Annotated in this window: 16 protein-coding genes and 1 pseudogene; 3 read left to right on the top strand and 14 right to left on the bottom strand. The window is 73.0% G+C overall.

Features of this window, described 5'->3' with window-relative positions:
- Positions 1 to 33: 33 nt before the first annotated feature.
- The 8 genes from ACZ3J7_RS30260 to nrdR form a co-directional block, all read right to left on the bottom strand.
- The gene (locus tag ACZ3J7_RS30260; protein WP_465626580.1) at positions 34 to 1,014 is read right to left on the bottom strand and encodes a carbohydrate ABC transporter permease; all 981 of its coding nucleotides are present in this window, start codon (positions 1,012 to 1,014) and stop codon (positions 34 to 36) included.
- A complete protein-coding gene (locus tag ACZ3J7_RS30265) occupies positions 1,011 to 2,036 on the bottom strand; it encodes a carbohydrate ABC transporter permease (protein ID WP_465626582.1) in 1,026 nt (341 codons plus the stop codon). Before ACZ3J7_RS30265 ends, ACZ3J7_RS30260 begins: the two co-directional genes overlap by 4 nt.
- A gap of 97 nt (positions 2,037 to 2,133) precedes the next feature.
- Entirely contained in the window at positions 2,134 to 3,516 is a 1,383-nt protein-coding gene (locus ACZ3J7_RS30270) for an ABC transporter substrate-binding protein (RefSeq protein WP_465626584.1), read from the bottom strand.
- 181 nt (positions 3,517 to 3,697) lie between these two features.
- Complete coding sequence (locus ACZ3J7_RS30275; protein ID WP_465626586.1) at positions 3,698 to 4,264, bottom strand: Clp protease N-terminal domain-containing protein; 567 nt, start codon at positions 4,262 to 4,264, stop codon at positions 3,698 to 3,700.
- Position 4,265: 1 nt separating this feature from the next.
- Positions 4,266 to 4,496: an RNA polymerase subunit sigma-70 gene (locus ACZ3J7_RS30280; protein WP_465626588.1), complete on the bottom strand. Its 231-nt coding sequence runs from the start codon at positions 4,494 to 4,496 to the stop codon at positions 4,266 to 4,268.
- A 60-nt stretch (positions 4,497 to 4,556) separates the two neighbouring features.
- Positions 4,557 to 5,315 (bottom strand): SDR family oxidoreductase, encoded by a 759-nt coding sequence (locus tag ACZ3J7_RS30285; protein WP_465626590.1) that lies wholly within the window; start codon positions 5,313 to 5,315, stop codon positions 4,557 to 4,559.
- Positions 5,316 to 5,686: 371 nt separating this feature from the next.
- Positions 5,687 to 8,575, bottom strand: coding sequence for a vitamin B12-dependent ribonucleotide reductase (locus ACZ3J7_RS30290; protein WP_465626592.1), 2,889 nt, complete (start codon positions 8,573 to 8,575; stop codon positions 5,687 to 5,689).
- 216 nt (positions 8,576 to 8,791) lie between these two features.
- Complete coding sequence (gene nrdR, locus ACZ3J7_RS30295) at positions 8,792 to 9,274, bottom strand: transcriptional regulator NrdR (protein ID WP_465626594.1); 483 nt, start codon at positions 9,272 to 9,274, stop codon at positions 8,792 to 8,794.
- Between the two features lie 492 nt (positions 9,275 to 9,766).
- On the opposite strand from nrdR, the pseudogene lexA reads away from it, so the two are divergent.
- Positions 9,767 to 10,438: pseudogene (gene lexA, locus ACZ3J7_RS30300) on the top strand (transcriptional repressor LexA); the annotation flags it as partial.
- Between the two features lie 52 nt (positions 10,439 to 10,490).
- On the opposite strand, the gene ACZ3J7_RS30305 reads toward lexA, so the two are convergent.
- From ACZ3J7_RS30305 to ACZ3J7_RS30325, 5 genes are read right to left on the bottom strand one after another with little or no spacing between them, the layout of a single operon-like run.
- A complete protein-coding gene (locus ACZ3J7_RS30305) occupies positions 10,491 to 12,581 on the bottom strand; it encodes an ATP-dependent DNA helicase (protein ID WP_465626596.1) in 2,091 nt (696 codons plus the stop codon).
- Positions 12,582 to 12,593: 12 nt separating this feature from the next.
- Positions 12,594 to 14,372, bottom strand: coding sequence for an IucA/IucC family protein (locus ACZ3J7_RS30310; RefSeq protein WP_465626598.1), 1,779 nt, complete (start codon positions 14,370 to 14,372; stop codon positions 12,594 to 12,596).
- Entirely contained in the window at positions 14,353 to 15,729 is a 1,377-nt protein-coding gene (locus ACZ3J7_RS30315; protein ID WP_465626600.1) for a lysine N(6)-hydroxylase/L-ornithine N(5)-oxygenase family protein, read from the bottom strand. The genes ACZ3J7_RS30310 and ACZ3J7_RS30315 overlap by 20 nt, the downstream gene beginning before the upstream one ends.
- 6 nt (positions 15,730 to 15,735) lie before the next feature.
- On the bottom strand, positions 15,736 to 16,272 hold the full coding sequence (locus ACZ3J7_RS30320) for a GNAT family N-acetyltransferase (protein ID WP_465626602.1): 537 nt from the start codon (positions 16,270 to 16,272) through the stop codon (positions 15,736 to 15,738).
- 17 nt (positions 16,273 to 16,289) lie between these two features.
- The gene (locus ACZ3J7_RS30325; protein ID WP_465626604.1) at positions 16,290 to 18,140 is read right to left on the bottom strand and encodes an IucA/IucC family protein; all 1,851 of its coding nucleotides are present in this window, start codon (positions 18,138 to 18,140) and stop codon (positions 16,290 to 16,292) included.
- Between the two features lie 180 nt (positions 18,141 to 18,320).
- On the opposite strand from ACZ3J7_RS30325, the gene ACZ3J7_RS30330 reads away from it, so the two are divergent.
- On the top strand, positions 18,321 to 19,457 hold the full coding sequence (locus tag ACZ3J7_RS30330) for a trypsin-like serine peptidase (RefSeq protein ID WP_465626606.1): 1,137 nt from the start codon (positions 18,321 to 18,323) through the stop codon (positions 19,455 to 19,457).
- A 73-nt stretch (positions 19,458 to 19,530) separates the two neighbouring features.
- On the top strand, positions 19,531 to 20,682 hold the full coding sequence (locus ACZ3J7_RS30335; protein WP_465626608.1) for a trypsin-like serine peptidase: 1,152 nt from the start codon (positions 19,531 to 19,533) through the stop codon (positions 20,680 to 20,682).
- A gap of 88 nt (positions 20,683 to 20,770) precedes the next feature.
- Here the strand turns inward: ACZ3J7_RS30335 and hflX are convergent, their stop codons facing one another.
- The gene (gene hflX, locus ACZ3J7_RS30340) at positions 20,771 to 22,270 is read right to left on the bottom strand and encodes a GTPase HflX (RefSeq protein WP_465626610.1); all 1,500 of its coding nucleotides are present in this window, start codon (positions 22,268 to 22,270) and stop codon (positions 20,771 to 20,773) included.

Raw genomic sequence — 22,270 nt, forward strand, 5'->3', positions numbered from 1 at the left:
GGCGGGCGGCCGGACCGCCCCTCCGCGGTCCCGTCAGCCCTTGACCGACCCGGCCAGCAGGCCGCGGACGAAGTAGCGCTGCAGGGCGAAGAACACCGCCAGCGGGATCAGCATCGACAGGAAGGCGCCCGCGCTGAGCAGCTCCCAGCGGCTGCCGTTGGAGCCGGAGAGCTGGGCCAGCTTGGAGGTCATCGGCGCGACGGTCGGGTTGCCGCCGGCGAAGGTGAGCGCCACCAGCAGGTCGTTCCACACCCACAGGAACTGGAAGATGGCGAACGAGGCCAGCGCGGGCGCGCTCAGCGGCAGCACGATCGACCGGAAGATCTTGAAGTGCGAGGCCCCGTCCACCACCGCCGCCTCCATCAGGTCGCGCGGCAGCTGAGCGATGAAGTTGTGCAGCAGGAAGATCGCCAGCGGCAACGCGAACATGGTGTGCGTCAGCCAGACCGGCAGGTAGGTGTCCTTCAGACTGAGCGCCGGGATCACCGTCACCGACCCCAGGTGCGCGCCGCCGGAGAACAGCCGCAGCAGCGGGATCAGCGACATCTGCAGCGGCACCACCTGCAGCGCGAAGACCACGAAGAAGATCGTGTCGCTGCCCCTGAACCGCACCCAGGCCAGCGCGTACGCCGCCATCGCGGCCAGCACCAGCGGGAAGACCGTGGCCGGGACGGCGATCGCCACCGAGTTGACCAGGTACGGCATCAGGCCGCCGGAGGTGCCGAAGGAGTTGTCGAACAGCACCGCCCGGTAGTTCTCCAGGCCGAGGTCCGGGTGGACGAAGGCCTCCCACCAGCCGGAGGAGACCACGTCCTGCTTCGGGCGCAGCGAGGTGACCAGCAGGCCGACGGTCGGGATGGTCCACAGCACCGCGACGGCGATCACCAGGGCGCTCGCCAGCGGCGAGCCGAACGCCCGGCGGACGGCCTTGACGGGCGGCAGGTCGGGTCGGGGCGCCTTGCCGGGGGCCGGTTCCCCGGCGAGCGCGGGGGCGTCGGTGGGCTCGGTGCTCATCGGGTCGCACGCTCCTTGCGCAGCAGGGCGATGTTGTAGACCACCAGGGGGGCCACCGCGAGGAAGAGGATCACCGCGAGGGCGCTGCCGCGGCCGGTGTTGTACTGCTCGAAGCTCTGCGAGTACATCTCGTTGGCCAGCACCTGGGTGCCGAAGTTGCCGCCGGTCATGGTGCGGACGATGTCGAAGGCCTTCAGCGTGATGATCATGATGGTGGTGAGCACCACCACCAGCGTGGTGCGGATCATCGGCACGGTGACGTGCAGGAACAGCCGCAGGCCGGTGGCGCCGTCGAGCCGGGCCGCCTCGGTGATCTCGTCCGGGATGGCCTTGATCGCGGCGGACAGCACCACCATGGCGAAGCCGGTCTGCACCCAGACCATCGCGGACATCAGCAGGAAGTCGTTCAGCGGCTGGCTGAGGATCCAGTTCGGCGGGTCGTCCCAGCCGAGCGCGACCACGACCTGGCTGAGCAGGCCGACCTGGTTCTGCCCGCTGCCGCGCGACTCGTACAGCAGCTTGAAGATGAGCGAGGCGGCCACCAGCGAGACCGCCATCGGCATGAAGATCAGCGACTTGTAGACCGCCTGACCACGCATCCGGTCGACCAGCATGGCCAGCAGCAGGCCCAGCCCGGTGGCGGCGAGCGGGGCCACCACCAGCCAGAGCAGGGTGTTCAGCAGCACCTCGTGGATCGGCGAACTGGTCGCCGCCCAGCCGTAGTTCCTCCCGCCGACGAACGTGGTCGAGTCCGCGTCGTAGAAGCTCAGGTAGACGGTGCGCAGCAGCGGCACCACCAGGCCGGTGAGCAGCAGGACGGCGGCGGGGCCGAGCATCAGGGCGATCGCCAGCGGGCGGGAGAAGCGTCCGGTGGCGCGGCCGGCCGCGAAGAAGACGACGAGCAGGATGCCGAGGAAGCCCAGCACGGCGCCCGCGGTGTTGCCGAACTTGATCGCCGCGTCCTGCCACAGCGAGTCGGCGAGGTGGAGCGCCGGCCCGGCGGACCGGGGGTCGGTGGGCATGGCGGTGGGTCCTTCCTCGGGGCACGGGAAGGGCAGCGCGGGCGGACCCGCGCTGCCCGGTGGCGTCCGGCTGCCGTCGTCGGCCGCCGCCGTCGGCCTACGGCCAGGCCGCGTCGATGTCGGCGGCCGTCTTCTGGATCGACTGGCCCTCGGCGAACCAGGCGGTCAGCGCCTTCCACTCGGCGCCCGAGCCGACGGCGGCGGGCATCAGGTCGGAGCCGTCGAACCGGAAGGTGGCCGCGGGGTCGGTGAGCGACTCGGCGGACAGCTTGTCGATCGGGTCGGTGTACAGGCTCTTGTCCACGCCCTGGTTGGCGGAGACCCAGCCCGGCGAGACCTTGACCCGGCTGCTCGCCCACTCGGAGCTGGACAGGTAGTTCTGCACGGCCTGCACCTCGGGCCGGTCGGAGAACGCGGCCAGGAACTCGCCGCCGCCCTCGACCGGGCTGTTGACCTGCGGGTTGACCGCGGGCAGCTGGAAGGCGAAGACGTCGCCGTCCGGCCCGATGCTGGTGCCCTTGGGCCACTGCGCGCGGTAGAAGGAGGCCTGCTGGAGCATCCCGCACTTGCCGCTGAGGATCGGGGTGCCGGCGTCCTGGAAGGTGGTGGTGGCGATCGTCTTGACGTCGCCGAAGCCCGCGTTGACCCAGGCCGGGTTCTGCATCCAGTCGGCGACGGTCTTCATCGCGGTGGTGATCTTCTCGTCGGAGAACTTCACCTTGTGGCTGACCCACTGGTCGTAGACGTCGCCGCCGTACGAGCCGAGCACGACCTCCTCCAGCCAGTCGGTGGCCGGCCAGCCGGTGGCGGTGCCCGAGCCGATGCCGCCGCACCAGGGCTTCATCTGGCCGCCGGCCCGGGCGATCCTGTCACTGAGCGCGACCAGTTCGGCCCAGGTCTTCGGGACCTCGTAGCCGGCTGCCTTGAACGCCTTGGGCGAGTACCAGACCAGCGACTTCATGTTGGCGCTCATCGGCGCCGCGTAGAAGGTGCCGTTGACCGAGCCGTACTCCTTCCAGACCGGCGACCACTTGTTCTCGTTCTCGACGGTCTGCTGCGGCGGCTTGACCACCTTGCCGGACTTCACCATCTGGGCGAGCAGGCCGGGCTGCGGGACGATCGCCAGGTCGGGGGCGTTGCCGCCGGCCACCCGGACCGGGAGCTGCGACTCGAAGTCGTTGGAACCCTCGTAGCCGATCTTGATGCCGGTACAGGTAGTGAACTCGGCCCAGGACTTCTCCAGCGAGTCGGACTCGGGCGAGAGGATCGAGGCGTACATCGTGACCGTGGTCCCGGAGTGCCCCGCGTACGCCTGGTACTTGGCGCAGTCACCGGTCAGCGCGGCGCTGGAGCCGCCCCCGCCGCCACCGCCGCCCCCGCCGTCGGAGGAGCTGTTCGAACAGGCGGCCGTCAACGCCAGTGCCAGCACGGCCGGTACGGCGAGCAGCCGACGGCGACGGGCGGTCACGGGGGTGGTCAATGCGGTCCTCCTTGCCAGGGCATGGGCATGCCAGCCATACGACAGAAACACTGCGCTGTACCGGAGATGTGGATCTGTACCCAGCGATCGCTGGCTCAAAGACGTTAACTCACCGGTACCCCCAGGCCAAGGAGCGCGTTCGACCTTCATCGGGCAGCGCCCCAGTTGTGACCACTCCGTGCTATGAGGCCTCCCGGAGCCCGCCCACCAGCGAAGCTTCCGTCGCGCGCTCCAGTTCGGCCAGGTCGACGCCCTGTTCGCGCAGCACCCGGACGGCCGTTCCGCCGCCCTCGCGGAGCAGGCCGAGCAGCAGGTGGCCGGTCTCGATCCGGCGGGCCCCCAGCCCGGTGGCCGCGCGCAGGGTCAGCACCATCGCCCGCCGGCCGTGCCCGGTGAACCGGGGTCCGCTCCAGCGGGAGCGGCGGGCCGGCGGCGGGGCGTCCAGCGCGCCGGTGCCGAAGGTGTGCTCGACGGCCGCGCGGACCGCGTCCAGGTCGATGCCGATCGCGGCCAGCGCGGCGGCGTCGCGCTCCGGCCCGGAGCCGCCCAGCACGCGGAGCACCGCGCGCCGCCCGCCGTCCAGGTCGAGCCCCGCGTCGCCGAGCAGCCGGGCGACCGGGTCCTGCGGCCGGGCGAGCAGGCCGAGCAGCAGGTGCTCGGTGCCCAGGTGGTCGTGGCGCATCCGCCGGGCCTCCTGGCCGGCCAGGGTGACCGCCCGGCGGGCCTCCTCCGCGAACCGTTCGAACATGTCAGTCCCCTCCCCGTCCGGCCGCCCGTCGGGCGTGCTTCTTGTGCACGGCCTGCCGGGTGACCCCCAGGCAGACCGCGATCTCGTGCCAGGACCAGCCCCTGCTCCGGGCGTTGCCGACCTGCAGGTCCTCCAGTCGGTCGGCCAGGTCCCGCAGGGCCCGGACCGCGCGCAGGCCGGTGGCCGGATCGCCGCCGCTCGCGTCGGCCGCGAGCCGTGTCGTCTCGCTCATGGTGTCAACATAGGTTGACGCGAGGGGGTGTGTCAACCACGGTTGACACACCGGCCGGGGTCAGGCCGGGTAGCGCTCCGCGAGGAACTCGGCGAAGGTGATCCGGCCCGCCCGGCGCTCCGGCACCAGGTTCCCGCCCGCCCGCAGCGCCTTCACCGACCGGCCGGGCAGCGGCGCCCGCAGCACCGGCCGCCGCCGGCCCCGGGCTCGCAGGAACTCCGCCGCCAACGCCTCCACCGGACGCGCCTCGGGCCCGCCGAAGTCGTCCGCCCGCCCGGCCGGGGCCGCCTCGGCGAGCTGCGCCAGCCGCTCCGCGACGTCCCGCACGTCGACCGGCTGGAACGCCACCCCGCGCGGCACCACCAGCACCGGGGCCTTCGACAACCCCTCCAGCATCCGCGCCAGCAGGTCGTGGAACTGGGTGGCCCGCAGCACCGTCCACCCCAGGCCGGAGCCGGCGACCAGTCGCTCGCACTCCGCCTTCGCCCGGTAGTAGCCGAGCGGCACCCGGTCCACCCCGACGATCGACACGTACAGCAGGTGCGGCACCCCGGCGCCGCGGGCCGCCTCCACCAGGCGGCGGGTGGCCTCGACGTCCCGCCCGCCGTTGGTGGTCGCGCAGTGCACCACCGTCCCGGCGCCGGCCAGCGCCGCCTCCAGCCCGCGGCCGGTCACCAGGTCGCCCACCGCCCAGCCGTGCTCCCCCGGCGTGTGCGCCTGCCGGCTCAGCACCCGCACCGGGCAGCCGCGCGACAGCAGCCGGCCCACCACGGCGCTCCCCAGGGTTCCCGTCCCGCCCGTCACGAGTATCGGCCGCATCGCGTTCACCCCTCTGCTCCGCCACTCCCCCCAGCGTGCCCGGCACCGGCGCACCCGGCAGCCCGGCCCGCGCGGCCGGGGGAACGGCGGTTCGGAGCTCACGGCCCTCGGCGAGCTCCTCCTGGGACGGCCCGGCCGGGCCCGGCAGCCGCTCCCCCGGGCCCCTCCCCCCTGGCGCCCGCCCTCCGGACGCTCCCGCGCCGGCTCCCCCGGGTGCACCGGCAGCGACGGGTGCGGTCGGGCGGCGGCGCCTCGCGGCCGCCCGACGTCCCGGTCGTCGACCCGGCGGCACGGGCGGCCCTCCGGCACGGCGCGGGGCGCCCACCGCAGTGCGGTGGACGCCCCGGGCGTCGGTCGGTGCCGGCGGTGCGTCAGCTGCAGCCGCTGGTGGAGCCGCAGCCCTCGCAGAGGTAGCAGCTGCCCGCGCGGCGCATCTTGGTGCCGCAGGAGAAGCAGAGCGGGGCGTCGGCGTTCAGGCCGAGCCGGATCTCGGCGAGTTCGGTGGAGTTGTGCGCGGCCGGGGCCGCCTTGGGCTGCTCGACGAGCGGGAGGGCGACGTGCGGCCTCTCCGCGGCGAGCGGGGCGGACTGGGCGAGCGACTCGATCTCGACCTCGTCGTCCTCGGTCGGCTCGTAGGAGCCGGTCTCCAGGTGCCGGGTGCGCTCCTCGACGGAGTGGATGCCCAGCGCGGAGCGGGTCTCGAAGGGCAGGAAGTCGAGGGCGAGGCGGCGGAAGATGTAGTCGACGATCGACTGGGCCATCCGCACGTCCGGGTCGTCGGTCAGGCCGGCCGGTTCGAAGCGCATGTTGGTGAACTTGGCGACGTACGTCTCCAGCGGGACGCCGTACTGCAGGCCGACCGAGACGGCGATGGAGAAGGCGTCCATCATGCCCGCGAGGGTCGAGCCCTGCTTGGACATCTTCAGGAAGACCTCACCGAGGCCGTCGTCCGGGTAGGAGTTGGCGGTCATGTAGCCCTCGGCGCCGCCGACCGTGAAGGAGGTGGTGATGCCGGGGCGGCCCTTGGGCAGGCGCTTGCGGGTCGGCCGGTACTCGACGACCTTCTCGACCGCGGGGGCCGGGGCGGCGACCGGGGCCGCGGCGGTGGTCGCCGCCGGGGTCTTGGTCTTGGCGGAGAGCGGCTGGCCGACCTTGCAGTTGTCGCGGTAGATGGCCAGCGCCTTGACGCCGAGCTTCCACGCCTCGAAGTAGATCTCCTCGACGTCCTCGACGGTGGCGTTCTCCGGCATGTTGACGGTCTTGGAGATGGCGCCGGAGATCCACGGCTGGATCGCGGCCATCATCCGGACGTGGCCCATCGGGGAGATCGACCGCTCGCCCATGGCGCAGTCGAACACCTCGTAGTGGGCGGCCTTGAGGCCGGGCGCGTCGATGACGTTGCCGTGCTCGGCGATGTGCGCGACGACCGCCTCGACCTGCTCGTCCTGGTAGCCCAGGCGCTTGAGGGCGCGCGGGACGGTGCCGTTGACGATCTGCATCGAGCCGCCGCCGACCAGCTTCTTGAACTTGACCAGGGCGAGGTCCGGCTCGACGCCGGTGGTGTCGCAGTCCATCATCAGGCCGATGGTGCCGGTCGGGGCGAGCACCGAGGCCTGCGCGTTGCGGAAACCGTTCTGCGCGCCCAGGCGGACCACGTCGGCCCAGGTGTCGTTGGCGACCGCCCACACCGGGGTGTCCAGGTCGTCCAGCGGGGCGACGGCGGCCGAGGCGTCCGCGTGCTGCTTCATGACCCGCTGGTGCGGGGCGGCGTTGCGGGCGTAGCCGTCGTACGGGCCGACCACGGCGGCGAGTTCGGCCGAGCGGCGGTAGGCGGTGCCGGTCATCAGCGAGGTGATCGCGCCGGCCAGGGCGCGGCCGCCGGCCGAGTCGTAGGCGTGGCCGGTGGCCATCAGCAGGGCGCCGAGGTTGGCGTAGCCGATGCCGAGCTGCCGGTAGGCGCGGGTGGTCTCGCCGATCTTCTCGGTCGGGAAGTCGGCGAAGCAGATCGAGATGTCCATCGCGGTGATGACCAGCTCGACGACCTTGGCGAAGTTCACCGCGTCGAAGGAGTCGTCGTCGCGGAGGAACTTCATCAGGTTGAGCGAGGCCAGGTTGCAGCTGGAGTTGTCCAGGTGCATGTACTCGGAGCACGGGTTGGAGGCGTTGATCCGGCCGGACTCGGGGCAGGTGTGCCAGTGGTTGATCACCGAGTCGTACTGGATGCCCGGGTCGGCGCAGGCCCACGCGGCCTCGGCCATCTTGCGGAACAGGCCCTTGGCGTCGACGGTCTCGATGACCTCGCCGGTCATCCGGGCGCGCAGGCCGAAGGTGCCGCCGTTCTCCACCGCGGTCATGAACTCGTCGTTGACGCGGACCGAGTTGTTGGCGTTCTGGTACTGGACGGAGGTGATGTCGTCGCCGCCCAGGTCCATGTCGAACCCGGCGTCGCGCAGCGCGCGGATCTTCTCCTCCTCCTTCACCTTGGTCTCGATGAAGGCCTCGACGTCCGGGTGGTCGACGTCCAGCACGACCATCTTGGCGGCCCGGCGGGTCGCCCCGCCGGACTTGATGGTGCCGGCCGAGGCGTCGGCGCCGCGCATGAAGGAGACCGGGCCGGAGGCGTTGCCGCCGGAGGAGAGCAGTTCCTTGGAGGAGCGGATCCGGGACAGGTTCAGGCCCGCGCCCGAACCGCCCTTGAAGATCATGCCCTCTTCCTTGTACCAGTCGAGGATCGAGTCCATCGAGTCGTCGACGGCCAGGATGAAGCAGGCCGAGACCTGCTGCGGCTGCTGGGTGCCGACGTTGAACCAGACCGGCGAGTTGAAGCTGAACACCTGGTGGAGGAGGGCGTGGGTCAGCTCGTGCTCGAAGGTCTCGGCGTCGTCCGGGGTGGCGAAGTAGCCGTGCTTCTCGCCGGCGGCGCGGTAGGTGAGCACCACCCGGTCGATGATCTGCTTGAGGCTCCACTCGCGCTGCGGGGTGCCGACCGCGCCGCGGAAGTACTTGCTGGTGACGATGTTCACGGCGTTGACCGACCAGAAGTCGGGGAACTCGACGCCGCGCTGCTCGAAGTTGATCGACCCGTCGCGCCAGTTGGTCATCACCACATCGCGGCGCTCCCAGGTGACCGCGTCGTAGGGGTGCGTCCCGGGGGTGGTGTAGATGCGCTCCAGCCGCAGCCCGGCCTTGGGGCCCTTGGCTCCCTTGGCGGCCTTGTCCGACTTCGACCCTCGTGCGGACCCGCTCGTGGTGTCTGTCACTGCTCCTGCTCCTCCTCCTGGGCAAACGCCCGAAGTGCCCGGAAAAGTCCGGGCACGACTGGTTCGTTCCGTCCGTGCGCGGGCATGGGGGAACCCCACCTCGACGCACGGGCACTACCGGTGACTACTGGTGACTGCTGGAAAACGTTGAAACGTTGAAACGCTGAAAGGCTGAAACGTCGAAATGCGGGACGGGACGTCCGGCGCGGGCGTCGGCTAGGACACCGGCACCGGCACCGACTCGGGGACCGCGGGCCGGCCGGAACGCAGCTCCGCGATCGCGGCCTCGAAGTCCTCGAGGTTGTCGAACGCGCGGTAGACGGAGGCGAACCGCAGGTACGCCACCACGTCCAGTTCCTTCAGGGGGCCGAGTATGGCCAACCCGACGTCGTGCGTCGAGAGTTCCGCGCTGCCGTTGGCCCGCACGCACTCCTCGACCCGCTGGCCGAGCTGGGCCAGCGCGTCCTCGGTGACCGGGCGGCCCTGGCAGGCCTTGCGGACGCCGGAGATCACCTTCTCGCGGGAGAAGGGCTCGGTGACGCCGCTGCGCTTGATCACCATCAGGGTGGCGGTCTCGACGGTGGTGAACCGGCGGCCGCAGTCGGGACACTGCCGGCGGCGGCGGATCGAGCTCCCGTCGTCGCTGGCCCGACTGTCCACGACTCTGCTGTCCGGATGCCGGCAGAAGGGGCAGTGCACCTGGAACTCCCTCCCTGCGACCTGACGGCGAACAACTCGCAACACTCTACCCGAACACAACACCTGTGCCCGATCGAGGAGACTAGCCACTAGATCTAGTAGCTGGCGCGGCGCCACGCCGAGTGAACGAGCGGTTTCGAGGACAGGTCACGGGGCGACGCCATAGACTGTCCGAGTCGAACAAGCAATCGACTTACACCCGGAGTCTTGATCAAGTCAGCCAACCTCGAATAAATTCACTCGAACGTGTGTTTGGCGCAACCTTTCGATAGAGGGGCCAGTTGAGCTGGGCAGATGGAGCACCAGCCCGACGAGAGGGTCGCCGCGATGTCCACCCCCAGCGCCACCGGCGTCATGCACACCGCCGAAGCCAAGACCGCCATCCCGGTGCAGGAGCGTTCCGCGCGCACCACTGACCAGGAGAGCATGGACCAGCCCATGAGCCGTAGTCAGCCGATCGAGGAGACCCCGCTCGGTGCGCCCGTCCCCGTCGCCCGCTCGCTCCCCGGCCGCCCCCCCGGCATCCGCACCGACGAGGCCGGCTTGACCGAGCGGCAGCGCCGGGTGATCGAGGTCATCCGGGACTCCGTGCAGCGGCGCGGCTACCCGCCGTCCATGCGCGAGATCGGCCAGGCCGTCGGCCTGTCCTCGACCTCCTCGGTCGCGCACCAGCTGATGGCCCTGGAGCGCAAGGGCTTCCTGCGCCGCGACCCGCACCGTCCGCGCGCCTACGAGGTGCGCGGCGTCGAGGTGGCCCGTCCGGCGGCGACCGAGACCTCGGGCCGGCCGTCCACCTCGTACGTGCCGCTGGTCGGCCGGATCGCGGCGGGCGGGCCGATCCTGGCCGAGCAGACCGTCGAGGACGTGTTCCCGCTGCCGCGCCAACTGGTCGGCGAGGGCGAGCTGTTCGCGCTGACGGTGAAGGGCGACAGCATGGTCGAGGCCGCGATCTGCGACGGCGACTGGGTGACCGTCCGCAAGCAGCCGGTCGCCGAGAACGGCGACATCGTCGCCGCGATGATCGACGGCGAGGCGACGGTCAAGCGGCTGAAGCGCGAGGACGGCAAGATCTGGCTGATGCCGCACAACGCCTCGTACGAGCCGATCCCGGGCGACAACGCGACGATCCTGGGCAAGGTGGTGGCGGTGCTGCGCCGCCTCTGAACGACGGCGCGCGAGGGGGCCGGTCCCGGGCGGGACCGGCCCCCTCGCGCGCTCAGCGCGGCTTGACCGGCGGGGCGGCGGCGTCGATCGCGGCGAGCGAGCGACGGACCTGGTTGCGGTCGGTGGTGTACCAGAAGTCCGGCATGGAGGCGCGGAAGAAGCCGCCGTAGCGGGCGGTGGCCAGCCGCGGGTCGAGGACGGCGACGATGCCCTTGTCGTCGGCGGCCCGGACCAGCCGGCCGGCGCCCTGCGCCATCAGCAGCGCGGCGTGGGTGGCGGCGACCGCCATGAAGCCGTTGCCGCCGCGGGCCTCGACGTCCTTCTGCCGGGCGCTCATCAGCGGGTCGTCGGGGCGCGGGAAGGGGATCCGGTCCATCACGACGAGCTGGCAGGCGGAGCCGGGCACGTCGACGCCCTGCCAGAGCGAGAGGGTGCCGAACAGGCAGGTCTCGGCGTCGGCGGCGAAGGCCTTGATCAGCTCGCCCAGGGTGTCCTCGCCCTGCAGCAGGATCGGCACGTCGAGCCGGTCGCGGAGCTTCTCCGCGGCGGTCTGGGCGGCCCGCATCGAGGAGAACAGGCCGAGGGTGCGCCCGCCGGCCGCGCCGATCAGCTCGGTGAGCTCGTCCAGCATCTCGGGCCGGTCGGGCTCCCGGCCGGGCGGCGGCAGGTGCTTGGCGACGTAGAGGATGCCCTGCTTGGGGTAGGTGAACGGGGAGCCGACGTCGAGGCCGCGCCAGTACGGCGGGGCGTCCTCGCCGCTCTCGGCGGCGGGGCCGTCGGGGGTGCGGTGGTCGGGGAGCCGGGTCTCGCCGGGCAGGCCGAGCGAGGCGGCGACGCCGTTGAAGTCGCCGCCGAGCTTGAGGGTGGCGGAGGTGAGGACGACCGAGCGGTCCCGGTAGAGGTTCTCCCGGAGCAGGCCGGAGACCGACAGCGGGGCGACCCGCAGCGAGGCGGTGCCCGGGCCGAAGCGGTCGGAGCGCTCGATCCAGATCACGTCGTACTCGGAGCCGGTGAGCAGCCGGTCGGCGGTCTCGTGCAGCGTCTCGGCGGAGGCCATCGCCTGCTTGCGGACGGCGTCCTCGTCGGTGAGGCCCTTGTCCCGGGTCTCGCCGAGCGAGGTGATCACCTGGCGGCAGGCGTCCCGGATCCCGGCGACGGCGTAGCCGAGGTACTCGGGCAGTTCGTCGACCTGGCCGGGCTGGGCGGTCTCCATCAGGCCGTGGAAGTTCTCGGCGGCGGCCTGGAGCGCGTCCACCGCCTTCTCGTTGGCCAGCTTGGCGGCGCGCTTGACGGCCCGGTTGACCGCGCCGACGGTGAGTTCGGCGGTGGCGGCGCCGGTGACCCGGTTCACCAGCTCGTGCGCCTCGTCGATGATCAGCAGGCCGTGCTCGGGCAGCACGGGGGCGCCCTCGATCGCGTCGATCGCGAGCATCGCGTGGTTGGTGACCACGACGTCGGCGAGCTTGGCGCGCTCGCGGGCCTGCTCGGCGAAGCACTCCTCGCCGTAGGCGCAGCGGGAGGCGCCCAGGCACTCCTTGGAGGTGACGGCGAGCTGGGCCCAGGCCCGGTCGGAGACGCCGGGGGTGAGGTCGTCGCGGTCGCCGGTCTCGGTCTCCTCGGCCCAGTCGCGCAGCCGGAGCACGTCCTGTCCGAGCTTGCCGGTGGGGCCGCCGAGCGCGTCGACCGGGTCGAACAGGCCCTCGCCCTCGTCGCTCGGGGTGCCCTCGTTGGCGCGGTGCAGGCACAGGTAGTTGGAGCGGCCCTTGAGCATGGCGAACAGCGGGCGGCGGCGCAGCACCGGGTGCAGCGCCTCGACGGTGCGCGGCAGGTCGCGCTCGACGAGCTGGCGCTGCAGGGCGAGCGTCGCGGTGGCGACGACCACCCGGTCGCCGTGGGCGAGCGCGGGCACCAGGTAGGCGAGGGACTTGCCGGTGCCGGTGCCGGCCTGGACGAGCAGGTGCTCGCCCTCGTCGACGGCGGCGGAGACCGCCTCGGCCATCCGGACCTGCCCGGGCCGTTCTATGCCGCCGACGGCGGCGACGGCGGCGTGCAGCAGCTCGGGGAGGCGGGAGGCGGGGGCCGGCGCGGGGGGCTCGGCCGTCTCCGGGCCGCCGGGCGGGGGTGCGGTGGTGTCGTTCGTCATGACGCCCCCAGCCTACGGGGCGGGACTGACAACCCGGGACGCCTGGGCGGGTAGCCGGACGGCCGCGTGCAGCGGGTTGTCGACCCGGCCGTGCACCGCGGCGTGCGGGCGGTCGGGGCGGTCCCGGTAGCCGTCCAGCAGCAGCCGGTTGCGGTTCAGGCAGAGCCGGTCGATCCGGGGCGCGAACAGGTCGAACAGCTCGTGCCGGTCGGCGAGTTCGGGGAAGCGGCGCTGGCAGGCGCGGATCCGGTCGGCCAGCAGCTCCCAGAACTCCCGCTCGGGCAGGCCGAGCTGGGACTCCATGAGCGGGGCGAGGTAGCGGTAGACGCCGATGAACAGGCCGGAGTGCAGGAACTGGCAGAGGTAGTCCGGCCCCTCCCGGTTGAGCACCCCGGCGACGTCGGCGGGCAGGTCGGCGAGTTCGGGCAGCGGCTGGTCGCTGAGGTTGACGTCGTCGACGAAGTCCTTGACCGCGAGCCGGACCGGCACGTCGTCCCGGTCGAAGACCACGATGGCGTTCTCGCCGTGCGGGGAGAACACCAGGCCGTACCGGTACAGGAAGTGCAGCAGCGGCGGCAGCATCGCGGCGAACAGCCGGTCGGCCCACTCCCGGGGGGCCAGGCCGGAGCGGGTGACGAGTTCGGCGGTCAGCGCCCGCCCGTCCGAGCCGGTCTGCAGCAGCGCGGCGAGGGTGCGGGCGCGCTCGCCGGGCTCCAGGTGGCGGCCGAGGGGTTCGCGCCAGATCGCGCCGAGCAGTTCCTTGTACTGGTAGGGCGCGTCGGGCAGGTCGCGGTACAGCGGGTGCTCGACGGTGACGGAGGCGATCTCGCCGAGCAGCACCACCCGGCACTCGTCGCGCAGGTAGGGGTCCTCGTCGCGCAGCCGGTGGATCCAGGCGGTGACGGCGGGCGCGGCGAGCGCGCGCTCGGTGGGCAGGCCGCGCCAGACCAGGGTGTTGAGGACGGAGAGCGGCAGCTTGACGGTGCACCGGTCGGGGCGGCTGAGGTTGAAGAAGGAGCGGATCGACTGCTGCGGCAGCCGCAGGTCGCCGTCGGTGGGCAGCGGGACGATCCGGCCGTCGGCGATCCACGGCGCGAACAGGCCGACCACGGTCTCGTCCCACTGCCAGGGGTGCACCGGCAGCAGGTGGAACTCGTCGGCGCGCTCGCCGAGCTGGGCCCGGAAGGCGGGGTCGAGCTCGGTGTCGTAGATGGTCGGGTCGCCGCGGAACTCGGCCAGGCTGCGGTGCACGGCGAGCCAGGGCAGGGTGCGCGGCAGCCGGGCCTCCGGGGTCCAGCCGGCCGCGTCGGTGGCGGAGAAGCCGAGGCGGCCCTTGTTGGCGACGATCCACGGGTGGCCGGTCTGCCGGCCCTCCAGGGCGACGTGGTCGAGGTCGGCGAGTTCGGCGGCGGTCAGCGCGGTGGCCCGCAGGTGGGCGTCGGCGATCAGGGTGGCGGTGAGCTCGCGGACCAGGTGGCCGGTGGTGTCGCCGCCCAGGCCGAGCACGTGCCGGGCCTGCTGGAGGAAGCGCAGCGGGTCGTCGCCGCCCTCGATCGACGCCGCCTCGACCCGCCAGCCGCCGTACGCGCCCCGGCGGGCGGTGAAGCGGTAGTCGGCGTCGGGCAGCCGCAGCAGGTAGCGGCCGCCGCCCTCGGCCCGCGGCTCCAGCAGCTCCTCGTAGGAGAACTCGCCGAGCAGTTTGGCGAGCAGGTCGCGCCCGGCGGCCCGCCAGTGCTCGGTGGTGAGCTGCGGCGGCAGGTGGAGGACGGGGTCAGCTGCTGGCTGCGGCACGCTCGGTTCCTTCCTGGGGTCGCGGGAGCGCCACGGGGGCGGGTGGTGCGAAGGTGGTCCAGGCGGTGCGGTGGGGCAGCGGGTGCAGGGTCTTCCCCGCGACGGCGTTCAGGATCACGGCGGCGCGGTGCGCGCCGAGCCCGAGGTCCGGGGTCCCGACACCGTGAGTGTGCAGCTCGGCGTTCTGGACGTACAGACCGCCGGTGAGTTCCGGCCGGGTGGCGACCCGGTGGTCGAGGTCGACCCGGTAGCGGCCCTGCTCGTCCCAGTCGACCAGGTCGGCGATCGGGTCGAGCGCGGCGGGGCGGACCGCCCGGTAGCCGGTGGCCAGCACCACGGCGTCGGTGCGGACCAGGTGGCGGCGGCCGGAGTCGGTGTGCCGGCAGTGCAGTTCGAGGCCGCCGCAGGGGCCCCGGCCGGCCTCGGTGACGGCGGTGCCGGGGAGGATCTCGACCGGTTCGGCGTCGATCGGGCGGCCCACGGTGCGCTCGTACAGGTGGTCGTGGATCTCGGCCAGGGTCTCGGCGCTGGCGGCCTTGTGCAGCTGCCACTGGGCGGGGACGAGGGCGTCGCGGACGTCGGCGGGCAGGCCGTGGAAGTACCGGGTGTAGTCGGGGGTGAACTGCTCCAGGCCGAGTTTGGAGTACTCCATCGGGGCGAGCGCCCGGCTGCGGGTGAGCCAGCGCAGCCGGGTGCCGTCGCCGGCCCGGTGGCGCAGCAGGTCGAGGAAGACCTCGGCGCCGGACTGGCCGGATCCGACCACCGTGACGTCCCGGGCCGCGTCCAGCTCGTGGCGCCGGGTCAGGTAGTCGGCGGAGTGCAGCACGGCGGGGTGGCGGCGCAGCGGGGCGAAGGCCTCGGGGCGGGCGGGTTCGGTGCCGGTGCCGAGGACGAGGTTGCGGGCGCGGTGCGTGCGGCCGGCCGCGTGCACCAGGTAGTGCCGCTCCTCGGCGTCCCAGTGGACGGCGGTGACGGAGCTGCCGAAGCGGCAGGCGGGGATCCGGTGGGCGGCCCACCGGCAGTAGTCCTCGTACTCGCGGCGGGGCAGCTGGAAGCGCTCGCTGAAGTAGAACGGGAACAGCCGCTGCTTCTCGCGCAGGTAGTTGAGGAAGGACCACGGGTTGGTGGGGTCGACCAGGGTGACCAGGTCGGCCAGGAACGGGACCTGCATCCGGGCGCCGTCGACGAGCATGCCGGGGTGCCAGCGGAACTCGGGCCGGGCGTCGAGGAACAGCGCGCTGACGGTCTCGGCCCGGTCGGCGAGCGCGGCCAGCGAGAGGTTGAACGGGCCGATGCCGACGCCGATCAGGTCGTACGGCTCGGGCGGCCGGCCCGCCGTGTCGTCGTGGGAGGTCATGTCGTCCTAGGTGGCGGCGGGGGTGTCGGCGCGTCGGCGGATCATCAGGGCGGCGCGCTTGTCGGGCAGGTCGAGGTCGGCGGCGCGGGTGAACCCGGCCCGGGCGAAGGCCCGGACGGAGGGCGTGTTGCGGACGTCGGGTTCGGCGAGCACCCGGGTGCAGCGGGGTTCGCGCTCCAGCAGCCGGGCGGCGGTGGCAGCGAGCAGCGGGGCGGCCAGGCCCCGGCCGCGGGCGGCGGGGGCCAGCAGCAGGTGCACGCCGAGGTCGTGCGGGCGGGCGGGGTAGTGCGCGGCCAGCGGGTCGAGGTCGGCCCGGTAGAGCTCGAAGTAGCCGGTGGGCACCGAGTCGAGCAGGGCCAGCACGGGGCGGCTGCGGCCGTCGCCGTCGAGCTGGGCGGCGAGGTGGGCGGCGGTGGTGGCGGGCGGGCCCGCGAGGGCCCACCAGCGGTCGGTGTCCGGGTCGTTCATCCAGCCGGCGAGCAGGTCGAGGTCCGTCCCGGGGTCGACCGTCCGCAGGACGAGTCCACCGGCGGGGGTGGGCATCGTCCCGGTCTCCGGGATCACGCCCGGGCCACCGGGTTGTCGATCTCGACGTACACCGACTGGGTCTCGACCGGGCCGACCAGTTCGTCCAGGCCGTGCAGCCGGGTGAGCAGGTTGGCCTTGCAGCGCAGGGTGGGGGCGTCCAGCAGGTGGGCGGGCAGCGCGGAGCCGGTGGCGGTGGCGGCGGGGCCGGCCAGGAAGCGGCGCAGCGCGGCGAGCAGCAGCTGTTCGTCGGCGAGGCCCTGGGAGCCGAAGGCGCCGATCAGGCCGAGCACGTGGTTGATGCCGAGGTAGTAGGCGAAGCGCTCGTCGGCGACCTGGTCGGGCACGAAGGTGTCGCTGTGCGCGCCGAGTCCGGGGAGCCGGGCCCGCAGCCGGTCGGCGTGCGAGGCGCGGAAGTAGTAGCCCTGGTTGTCGCGGTAGCGGCCGCCGACGGGCCAGCCGAGGGTGTCCAGCAGGACCAGGCTGTTCTGCTGGTGGGCCTCCAGGGCGATGCCGGCCCGCCCGTCCAGCCAGAGGACCGGCAGGACCACGGCGTCCAGGTAGCGGAGGAACCACTCGGTGGCGACGGTCGGCCCGGGGCGGCCGGTGCGGGCGGCGAGCTCGCCGATGGTGTCCGACAGCTGCGAGCCGGGCCGACCGGGGCCGACGGGTTGTTCGGCGACCAGTCCGGCCACGCAGAGCGCCCGGTCGGCGGGGCCGAACGGCATCTGCCGCAGCACGGTGTCCAGGCCGTTGGGGTCGGCCAGCGCGGGGTGGTCGACGCCGATCCAGGCCGGGTCGCGGACGATGTCGAAGCCGGGGTGGGCGGCCTTCCACCGGTCGGACAGGCCGGACTCCAGCAGCCGGTGCACCTCGGCGCCCCGGTGCAGCTCCTTGCGCAGGTTCTCCCGGCGGGAGTTGGTGATCCGCAGGCCGAGCGAGAGCTTGAGCATCCACGGGGTGCCGGGGCGGCAGACGGTGCGCACCGAGCTGGTGGGGTGCCAGGGCTCGCCGTGCTGGCCGAGGTCGGTGAGCAGGCCCTGCTCCAGCAGGTCGGCGACGGCCGGGCGCAGCGCCAGTTCCCGGGCCTGCCAGGGGTGCAGGGGCAGCACGGCGGTGTCGGCGGGCGTGGTGCGGCCGTACAGCTCGGCGGTGAGCCGTTCGACGGGGGTGCCGGTGGCCGAGTCGCCGGCCAGCAGCGAGCGGTGCACGGCCCACCAGTGCAGCCGGAAGCTGCCGTGCAGCTCCGGGGAGTACGCGGCGGACTGGGCGGGGCCGAGGCCGTCGCGGCTCTTCGGGGTGGGGTGCAGCGGGTGGCCGAGCAGCAGCGACTGCTCGGCGCGCAGGAACGGGTCGGCGGGCGCGGCGGGGACCGTCCGGCGGTGGGCGAGGATCTCGGCGGTGCGGCCGACCGAGTCGGCCACCCGGGCGGTGAGGTCGGCGAGTTGGCCGGGTTCGGGGCGGCCGGTGGCGCCGGCCACCAGGGCGGCGACGGTGACCGCGTCGACCGGGTGCTCGGCGGCGCCGGTGGAGACGGTGGCCGGGCCGAAGCGGTGCCAGCCGCAGGCCGACCAGTGCCGGACCGGTGCGGAGAGCTGCGCGGCGCCGCCGAGCACCGGGATCCGCAGCAGGTCGCCGTCCGGGCGCTCGGCCGCGGTCTCCCGGGCCCAGCAGCGCAACAGGCTCTCGGTGGCGGCGTGTTCGGCGGCGACGGCCGGGTCGGGGTCGAGCAGCGGATCCGGGGTGGGGTGCCCGGCCGTCGGCCGGACGGCCGGGGGAACGCCGGTGAGGGTGCTGGCCAATTCCGCTCCTTGAGCCGCGTGACTGCCTTCAGGCTTCAGGTAAGGGTTACCTATCCCCCGGGGTCGGGCACAAGATCGGCTCACTCGTTCCGGTGGTTTTCGGGTGATCCCTCACCCTTGGGTGTGAGGCCCCGGCATCCTGACGGACCGTCACCATCACGGTTCGATGACCGGACGCCAACGGCGGGGCACCGGCCGTCCGGCGCTCCGGGCCCGGATGGGAGACTGTCCCCGGGGAGACGTTCCGTTACTTGGGGGTTGCCGGTGAGGGCACGGGGGGTGGTGGCCGCGCTGTCCGCGGCCGCCCTGGCGGTCGGGGGCGCGAGCGCCTGCACGTCGAACGGCGGCGACGGCGGCGGGAACCCGCGCAGCTTCGCCGAGCTGAGGCAGTGGGGCGCCGGCGAGTGGGACCGCTGGGCGCAGCGCCACGGCTTCCACAACCAGGTGGTGCCGGGCCTGTGGAGCGCCGAGAGGATGGACCAGGCGCCCCCGCGGCAGCCCGCCCCGGCCCCGGAGCCGTCCGCACCGGCGTCGGCTCCGGCATCGGCGTCGGCGAGCACGTCGGTGAGCGCACCGACGGGCACCGCGGCAACGGGCACGCCGACGGGCACCGCGCCGTACGCGCCGCCGCCGGTGGTCGCGCAGCCGGTGCCGCGCCCGTACACCAGCTACCCGGCGTCCGGGAAGGTCTTCATGACCGCGCCGAACGGCGGCACCGGCCAGTGCTCGGCCACCGTGGTCGCCGACCCGGCGCACCCGGGCAGGAGCGACCTGGTGTGGACGGCCGCGCACTGCGTGCACGAGGGCAGGGGCGGCGACTGGTACCGGAACCTGGTGTTCGTGCCGGCCTACAACAGCTCCGGCGCGGCCAGCGACCACCGGAGGGCGACGCTCGCCGAGGTCGCCCCGCTCGGGCAGTGGTGGGCCGACAAGGTGATCACCTCGCCGCTGTGGACCACCGAGGGCACCAGGGGCGGGGACGCCGCGAACCAGTACGACTTCGCGGTGGTCAAGGTGCGCGGCCCGGCGGGCGAGACCCGTTCGCTGGAGGAGGTGATCGGCACCGCCGTGCCGGTCTGGTTCGACGCCCCGCGCGAGCGGTTGGCGATCCAGGCCTGGGGGTACCCGGCGGTCGCGCCGTTCGACGGCCAGGAGCTGGAGCGCTGCGACTCCGGCCGGCCGGGTTCGCGCAGCTTCGACCCGGCCCGGCCGCCGATGCTGGTGATCGGCTGCACCATGACCGGCGGCGCCTCGGGCGGCGGCTGGTTCGCCGACGGCCCGGACGGCCGCCAGCGGCTGGTCAGCAACACCTCGATCGGCAGCTCGGCGCACACCGCCCTCAACGGCCCCTACCTGGAGGGCGTGGCCCGCCAGGCGCTGGCCTACCTCTCGCGGCAGTGACCCCTCCCTCCCGGGGCGGCGCGGCCCGCCGCTCCCGGTCCACTCCGACACGACTAGCACGGGGGAAACACCCATGACCGACCAGCACCGCCCGTCCCGCCGGTTCCGGAGGGCGGCCGCGGCCGCCCTGGTGACGGTGCTCGCCGTCAGCACCGCCGCCTGCTCCGGGAAGGAGCCGCGGCCGGCCGCCGCGTCCTCGGCGGCCGGTGACTCCGCGAAGGACTCGGTGGACGTCGCCGACCTGCAGAAGTACCTCTCCGACGTGCAGAGCTGGACCGGGGACGACTGGAAGAAGTGGGCGTCCCAGAACGGCTTCAAGCCGGAGGACATCGAGGCGATCCGGAGCTACTGGAACAAGAAGACCCCTTCCGACCCGTCCAAGGGCACCCAGATCTCGACCGACGAGAAGGCGCCCGGGGTGCGCGACGTGGTCATCCCGCCGACCATCCCGGCCCGGCCCCAGCAGCACCCGTACGGCACGGACACCGCGGTGCTCGGCAAGATCCGGTTCGCGACCAGCGAGGGCGACGCGGTCTGCTCCGGCACCGTGGTCTCCGACCCGGACCACCCCGGCAAGAGCAACCTGGTGTGGACCGCCGCGCACTGCGTGCACGACGGCAAGGGCGGCAAGTACTTCACCAACTTCATGTTCGTGCCCCACTACAACCGCACCGGCGTCAGCAGCAACGGCAACCGGAGCGCCAGCTGGGCCGAGGCCGCGCCGCTGGGCCAGTGGCTGGCCGTCGACATGCTGGTGATGCCGCAGTGGGTGAAGGAGGGCACCATGCGGGGCACCGCGGCCAACCAGTTCGACTTCGCGGTGGTCCGGGTGACCAACATCGACGGCTCCAAGCGCTCGCTGGAGGAGACCGTCGGCGGCTCGGTGCCGATCCTGTTCGGTGCCAAGTCCGCGGACGTCACCGCGCCGAAGGCGTACGGCTACCCGGCCGGGAAGCCGTTCGACGGCCAGGAGCTGGAGCACTGCGACTCCGGCGTCAAGCTCACCCCGTTCGTCTTCGACCCCTCGCGCCCGCCGATGATGATGATGGGCTGCAACATGACCGGCGGTTCCTCCGGCGGCGGCTGGTTCACCCAGCAGAACGGCAAGCGGATGCTGTTCTCGAACGTCTCGATCGGTGACAACGGCAGCCACTGGCTGGCCGGACCGAGCCTCGGCCCGGACGCCAAGAACATGTTCGAGGGCTTCCTCGCCAAGGCCAAGTAAGGCCGGACCGGGCCGGACGACGCGAGAGGGCGGCCCACCCCCGCGGGGGTGGGCCGCCCTCGGCGTCCCGGCCGGGTGTCCCGGCCGGTCAGGCCGTGACGACCGCGTACCGCTCCAGCTCGGCGGCCAGTACGGACGCGACCTTGGCGTGCAGCAGGGTGCCGTCGGCCGTGTGCTCGGTGGAGAGCAGCTCGCCCTCCGCGTGCACCCGGGAGACCAGGTCGCCGCGGGTGTACGGGACCAGGACCCTGACCTCCACCGCGGGGCGGGGCAGTTCCCGGTCGATCAGGGCGAGCAGTTCCTCGATGCCCTGGCCGCTGCGGGCCGACACCACGATGGCGTGCGGCTCGCGGCGCAGCAGGCGCTGGAGGACCAGCGGGTCCGCCGCGTCGGCCTTGTTGATCACCACGATCTCCGGCACGTTCTGCGCGTCGACCGAGACGATCACCTCGCGGACGGCGGCGAGCTGGGTCTCCGGCTCGGGGTGCGAGCCGTCCACCACGTGCAGGATGAGGTCGGCGTCGGCGACCTCCTCCATGGTGGAGCGGAACGCCTCGACCAGGTGGTGCGGCAGGTGCCGGACGAAGCCGACGGTGTCGGCCAGCGTGTAGAGCCGGCCGCTCGGGGTCTCGGCCCGGCGGACGGTCGGGTCCAGGGTGGCGAACAGGGCGTTCTCCACCAGGACGCCGGCGCCGGTGAGCCGGTTGAGCAGCGAGGACTTGCCGGCGTTGGTGTAGCCGGCGATGGCCACCGAGGGGACCTGGTTGCGCCGCCGCTCCTGCCGCTTGGTGTCGCGGCCCTTCTTCATCTCGGCGATCTCCTTGCGGAGCTTCGCCATCTTCTCGCGGATCCGCCGCCGGTCGGTCTCGATCTTGGTCTCACCGGGACCGCGGGTGGCCATGCCGCCGCCCGAGCTGCCGGAGCCACCGCCACCCATCTGCCGGGACAGCGACTGGCCCCAGCCGCGCAGGCGCGGCAGCATGTACTGCATCTGCGCGAGCGAGACCTGCGCCTTGCCCTCCCGGGACTTGGCGTGCTGGGCGAAGATGTCCAGGATCAGGGCGGTGCGGTCGACCACCTTGACCTTGACCACGTCTTCGAGGTGGATCAGCTGGCCCGGGGTGAGCTCACCGTCGCAGACCACGGTGTCGGCGCCGGTGGAGGCGACGATGTCGCGCAGCTCCTTGGCCTTGCCGGAGCCGATGTAGGTGGCGGCGTCGGGCTTGTCGCGGCGCTGGATCACGCCGTCCAGGACTTCGGAGCCGGCCGTCTCGGCGAGGGCGGCGAGCTCGGCCATCGAGTTCTCCGCCTCCTCCAGCGTGCCGTCCGTCCACACGCCGACGAGGACCACGCGCTCCAGGCGGAGCTGGCGGTACTCGACTTCGGTGACGTCCTGCAGTTCGGTGGAGAGGCCGGCGACGCGGCGGAGCGCGGCGCGGTCCGTGCGGTCGTACTGCTCTCCGTCGTGGTTGCCGAGGCCCTCGTCGATCGCCGCGAGGTCCTCGTCCATCAGGGCTTCCGCCTTGAGGTCGGCGAGTCGGCTGGCGGACTCGCTCGATCGGGTGCGGCTGTCGAACGTGGAGGTCAT

The organism is Kitasatospora sp. NPDC015121 (genome assembly GCF_055562955.1).